This window comes from Pseudonocardia sp. KRD291 (assembly GCF_019263595.1).
In the GTDB taxonomy this organism is placed as follows: Bacteria; Actinomycetota; Actinomycetes; order Mycobacteriales; family Pseudonocardiaceae; genus Pseudonocardia.
Map to the genome: position 1 here is coordinate 1 of NZ_JADQDD010000381.1, position 5187 is coordinate 5187.

Sequence of the window (5187 nt, forward strand, 5' to 3'; positions counted from 1 at the left end):
CGGGTCGAGGCCGACCTCGCGCACCCACGCGGGCAGCGTCATCCGCTTCGCCTCGCCGCGCGAGCAGTTCGCCATCGCGCCGCGGATGCGGGTCTCGGTCGAGTCGGTCACGAGGGGAGAGCCTACGAACCTCCCGCCCGCCGCCGCGAGCCGATTGCGCCCTAGCATCGGTGTCGTGAGCGACCTGCGCGACGCCCCGATCGGGATCTTCGACTCCGGCGTCGGCGGCCTCACCGTGGCCCGCGCGGTGATCGACCAGCTGCCGGCCGAGCAGATCGTCTACGTGGGCGACACCGCGAACGGCCCGTACGGCCCGCTGCGGATCGCCGACATCCGGCGGCACGCGCTCGCGATCGGCGACGACCTCGTCGAGCGCGGGGTGAAGGCGCTGGTCATCGCGTGCAACACCGCGTCCGCCGCCTGCCTGGCCGACGCCCGCGAGCGCTACCCGGTCCCGGTCGTCGAGGTGCTGCGCCCGGCCGTGCGACGGGCCGTCGCCGCCACCCGGACCGGGAAGATCGGCGTGATCGGGACGAAGGCCACGATCGCCTCCGGCGCCTACGCCGACGCGTTCGACGCCGCCCGCGACGTCGAGGTCACCTCGGTGGCCTGCCCGCGGTTCGTCGACTTCGTCGAGCGCGGCACCACCAGCGGACGGCAGATCCTCGGCCTGGCCCAGAGCTACCTGGAGCCGTTGCAGCAGGCCCGGTGCGACACCGTCGTGCTCGGCTGCACGCACTACCCGCTGCTGACCGGTGTGCTGTCGATCGTGCTCGGACCGGACGTCACGCTCGTCTCCAGCGCCGACGAGACGGCCCAGGACGTCGTGCGCACGCTGCACTCCCGGGACCTGCTCCGCGACGCCACCGAGCCGGCCGCGCCGCACCGGTTCCTGGCCACCGGCGACCCGGAGCCGTTCCGCCGTCTGGGCCGGCGCTTCCTCGGCCCGGAGATCGGCCCGGTCGTCGGGCGGGCCGGTGCCCCTGGAGTAGCGTCGCGCCCGTGATCGGCCTGCTGGTGCTCGTGATACTCGTGGCCACGGTCGCGACGGCCCTGTTCGGCCTGGTCACGACCGCGCTGAACCGCCCGCCCGACCAGGTGCACCGGATCGCGGTCGGGATCTGCGAGGTGCTGCTGGTCGGGCAGGCCGTGCTCGCGGCGTTCCGCGTGTTCGGCGGCGTGACGCTGCCCGAGCAGAGCACGTTCCTGATCTACCTCGTGGTCAGCGTGTGCGTGATGCCGATCGCGCTGCAGTTCGCCACCGCCGAACCGACCCGCTGGGGTGGCGCGGTGATCGCGATCGGCGCGATCGGCACCGCGGTGGCGGTGCTGCGTCTGCAGGGGCTCTGGGCGGCCGGCGGTGTCTGAGCCCGCCCGTCACCCGCGCGCGACCGCGACCGGACCGGGACGGGTCCTGATCGCCGTCTACGGGATCTTCGCGCTGTCCGCGACGGCCCGGGCGGGGGTGCAGATCGCCGGCGACTTCGGGGACGCACCGATCGCCTACACGCTCTCCGGCCTGGCCGGGGTCGTCTACATCCTGGCCACGGTCGGCCTGGCCGGCACCGGTCCCGGGTTCCGCAGGCTGGCCTGGGCCTCGGTCACGTTCGAGCTGGTCGGGGTCCTGGTCGTCGGCACGTTCACGCTTCTGGTGCCCGGTGACTTCCCGGACGCGACGGTGTGGTCGGACTACGGCATCGGCTACGGGTTCATCCCGCTCGTGCTGCCGTTCGTCGGGCTCTGGTGGCTGCGCCGGACGGGGCGTGCGGGTTAGCGTGTGACATGCGGCTGATCGTGCTCGGGTGTTCCGGCAGCGGTCCCGGGCCGGGCTCGCCGGCGTCGGGCTACCTCGTCGAGGCCGGCGACACGCGGTTCACACTCGATCTCGGCAACGGCACGTTCGGCGCGCTGGCACGCCACCTCGACCCGTTCTCGCTCGACGCGGTCGCGTTCAGCCACCTGCACGCCGACCACTGCTCGGACTTCGCCTCCCTCGTCGTGCACCGCCGCTACCACCCGCGCCCGCCCTACGACGCGAGGGCGTCGAAGCTCGCGGTGCACGCACCCGCGGAGGCCCCGGACCGGTTCGCCGCCGCCTACGCGCCGTCGGCCGCCGAGCGGGCCGTGACCGACCTGACCGACGTGTTCACCTTCCACCCGCTGACCGCCGGTGCCGAGACGACGATCGGCGACGCCCGGCTCGGCGCCACCCCGGTCGACCACCCGTGCGAGGCCTACGCGCTGCGCGTCGAACACGACGGACGGACGCTCGTCTACAGCGGCGACACCGGCCCGTGCGACGGGCTCGTCACCGCCGCCCGCGGTGCCGACGTCCTGCTCTGCGAGGCCAGCTGGCCGCACACCGGCGACCAGCCGCCCGGGGTGCACCTGTCCGGGCGGCAGGCCGGCGAGCACGCCGCCGCGGCCGGGGTGTCGCGGCTGCTCCTCACCCACGTTCCGGCCTGGTGCGACCCGGAGGAACTGCTCACCGAGGCCAAGGGCGCGTTCGACGGCCCGATCGACCTCGTGCACCCGGACGAGGCCTTCGACATCTGAGCCCGCCGACGGCCGGGCGGAGCAGCGCCGCAGCGCCTTCCTACGATGGCGCGGTGACGCGACCAGACGGCAGGGCAGACAGCAGGGCAGACGGCAGGACCGACGACGAGCTGCGCCCGGTGACGATCACCCGCGGCTTCCAGAAGCACCCGGCGGGCTCGGTGCTCGTCGAGTTCGGCGACACGAAGGTGCTGTGCGCGGCGAGCGTGACCGAGGGGGTGCCGCGCTGGCGCAAGGGCTCCGGGCTGGGCTGGCTGACCGCGGAGTACGCGATGCTGCCCTCGGCGACGAACACCCGTTCCGACCGCGAGTCGGTCAAGGGCCGCGTCGGCGGGCGCACGCACGAGATCAGCCGCCTGATCGGCCGCTCGCTGCGCGCCTGCATCGACCTCAAGGCCCTCGGCGAGAACACGATCGCCCTGGACTGTGACGTGCTGCAAGCCGACGGCGGCACCCGCACCGCCGCGATCACCGGCGCCTACGTCGCGCTCGTCGACGCCGTGACGTGGCTGGGGGAGCGGGGCAAGCTGGCCGACCCGAAGCCGATCCACGCCCAGGTCGCCGCGATCTCGGTCGGGGTCGTGGACGGCCGGGTCCGCCTCGACCTGCCCTACGAGGAGGACTCGCGGGCCGAGGTGGACACCAACGTCGTCGCCACCGAGACCGGCACGCTGATCGAGGTCCAGGGCACCGGCGAGGGCGCCACGTTCTCCCGGTCCACCCTCGACGCGATGCTGGACTCCGCGCTGGCCGGGATCGCCAGGCTCGCGACGATCCAGAACGAGGCGCTCGCCGCGCCGCACCCGCGCGCGGCGGCCGCCGCGGAGGAGGCGAAGTGAAGCTGCTGCTGGCCACCCGCAACGCGTCCAAGCTCGTCGAGCTGCGCCGGATCATGGAGGGCGCGGGGCTCGACGGGGTCGAGGTGCTCGGCCTGGCCGACGTCCCCGAGTTCCCGGAGGCCCCGGAGACGGGGGCGACGTTCGCCGAGAACGCCCTGGCCAAGGCCCGCGACGCCGCGACCGCGACCGGCCTGGTCGCCGTCGCCGACGACTCGGGCCTGACCACCGACGCCCTGAACGGGATGCCGGGCGTGCTCTCCGCGCGCTGGTGCGGGCACCACGGCGACGACGAGGCGAACCTGCGCCTGCTGCTGGGCCAGCTCGCCGACGTCCCCGACGAGCGGCGTGGAGCGGCGTTCGTCTGCGCCGCGGCGCTGGTCGTGCCGGGCTCCGGCGGCGCCGCCGTCCCGGACGCCGACGGCGACGTGCCGGGACAGACCGTCGTGCACGGGAACTGGCGCGGCACCGTGGCACGCGAACCCCGCGGCGACAACGGCTTCGGCTACGACCCGATCTTCGTTCCGGACGGCGGGTCCCGGTCCTCGGCCGAGCTGTCGTCGGAGGAGAAGGACGACCTGTCGCACCGGGGGGCGGCGCTGCGGGCACTGGTCCCGCACGTCCTGGCGCTGGCCGGGAGCTGAGGCAGGGCCCCGTACCGGGCCGGCCCGTCTCAGGCCGGGGCCTCCTCGGCGAGCACCCGCTTCGCGATCCGGAACGCCGAGTTCGCGGCCGGGACGCCGCAGTAGATCGCGGTCTGCATCAGGATCTCCACGATCTCGGCCGGGCTCAGGCCGTTGCGCAGGGCACCGCGCAGGTGCAGCTCGAGCTCCTCCCAGTGCCCGTGCGCGACGAGCGCGGTCAGCGTCACCGCGCTGCGCATCCGCCGGTCGAGCCCGGGGCGGGTCCAGATCTCGTTCCAGGCGTAGCGGGTGATCAGCCGCTGGAACTCCTCGGTGGTGTCGTCGATCTTGTCGATCGCCGCCTGGACGTAGTCCGGGCCGAGCACCTCGCGGCGCACGGCCAGGCCGTCCGGGTCGAGGCCGTGCGGGGTGTCGGGGGTGGTGTCGGGGCTGTCGTCGTTACCGCTCACCCCGCCACGGTAAACGCCGGGCGAACCCTGCCTGAGCTGCGGCTGTGAAGCGGGCCCCGCGCGGGGAGCCCGCATCCCGGCGCCGGTACGGTCGGGTCGTGCGGTGGTGGCGACCGGCTCTGGCCGGCCTCGGGGTGGTGCTCGTCGCCGTGCTCGCGGTGGTGTTCGCCCGCGTGCACGGGGTCGGCGTGGTCCCGCGTCTGGACGACCTGCGCCGCGTCGTGACCGCGACCGGGGCGTGGGCGCCGGTCGTGTTCGTCGCCCTGCAGGTGCTGCTCAACGTGCCGCCGTTCCCGCGCACCGTGTTCACCGTCGCGGCGGGGGTGCTGTTCGGGTCGGTCTGGGGCACGGTGCTGACGCTGCTCGGCACGTCGATCGCCGCGGTACTGGCGTTCCTGCTGGTCCGCTACACCGGCGCCCGTCTGGTGCGGCGCTACGCCGCGCACCCCAAGGCCGTCTGGGTGCGCCGGCGGCTGGACCACCACGGCACGCTCGCGGTGACATCGCTGCGGCTGATCCCGATGGTGCCGTTCGCGGCGCTGAACTACCTGTCCGGGCTCTCCGCGGTGCGGTTCGGGCCGTACCTGACCGGCACCGTCCTGGGTTGCATCCCGGGCACCGTGGCGATCGTGATCCTCGGCGACGCGGTGACCGGCGAGGTCCCGCCGCAGCTGCTGGTGACGTCGATCGTCTGCGCGGTCG

The 5187-nt window shown here is 74.2% G+C and carries 8 protein-coding genes; 7 read left to right on the plus strand and 1 reads right to left on the minus strand.

The features are described from left to right. Positions 1–184 precede the first annotated feature (184 nt). Genes murI through rdgB form a run of 6 tightly spaced genes read left to right on the plus strand, consistent with a single transcriptional unit; the run spans position 185 to position 4036 of the window. Entirely contained in the window at positions 185–1006 is an 822-nt protein-coding gene (gene murI, locus I4I78_RS30155; protein WP_226380713.1) for a glutamate racemase, read from the plus strand. Beyond that, on the plus strand, positions 1003–1368 hold the full coding sequence (locus tag I4I78_RS30160; protein WP_218614908.1) for a hypothetical protein: 366 nt from the start codon (positions 1003–1005) through the stop codon (positions 1366–1368). The genes murI and I4I78_RS30160 overlap by 4 nt, the downstream gene beginning before the upstream one ends. Next, entirely contained in the window at positions 1361–1774 is a 414-nt protein-coding gene (locus I4I78_RS30165; protein ID WP_218614909.1) for a hypothetical protein, read from the plus strand. The genes I4I78_RS30160 and I4I78_RS30165 overlap by 8 nt, the downstream gene beginning before the upstream one ends. A gap of 8 nt (positions 1775–1782) precedes the next feature. Beyond that, positions 1783–2556, plus strand: coding sequence for an MBL fold metallo-hydrolase (locus I4I78_RS30170; protein WP_218614910.1), 774 nt, complete (start codon positions 1783–1785; stop codon positions 2554–2556). Positions 2557–2609: 53 nt separating this feature from the next. Further along, positions 2610–3395: a ribonuclease PH gene (gene rph, locus I4I78_RS30175; protein WP_218614911.1), complete on the plus strand. Its 786-nt coding sequence runs from the start codon at positions 2610–2612 to the stop codon at positions 3393–3395. Next, positions 3392–4036, plus strand: coding sequence for an RdgB/HAM1 family non-canonical purine NTP pyrophosphatase (gene rdgB / locus I4I78_RS30180; RefSeq protein WP_218614912.1), 645 nt, complete (start codon positions 3392–3394; stop codon positions 4034–4036). The genes rph and rdgB overlap by 4 nt, the downstream gene beginning before the upstream one ends. 29 nt (positions 4037–4065) lie before the next feature. Here rdgB and I4I78_RS30185 read toward each other — a convergent pair whose 3' ends face one another. Continuing rightward, positions 4066–4485 (minus strand): carboxymuconolactone decarboxylase family protein, encoded by a 420-nt coding sequence (locus I4I78_RS30185; RefSeq protein WP_308252447.1) that lies wholly within the window; start codon positions 4483–4485, stop codon positions 4066–4068. A 98-nt stretch (positions 4486–4583) separates the two neighbouring features. Here I4I78_RS30185 and I4I78_RS30190 point away from each other — a divergent pair. Then, positions 4584–5187 (plus strand): TVP38/TMEM64 family protein (locus I4I78_RS30190; RefSeq protein WP_218614914.1); only part of this gene is annotated, 604 nt, incomplete at its 3' end.

What these genes read in the sequence shown, in the direction of transcription:
- I4I78_RS30170 (WP_218614910.1), top strand. Translation starts at nt 1,783, where the DNA reads ATGCGGCTGATCGTGCTCGGGTGTTCCGGCAGCGGTCCCGGGCCGGGC.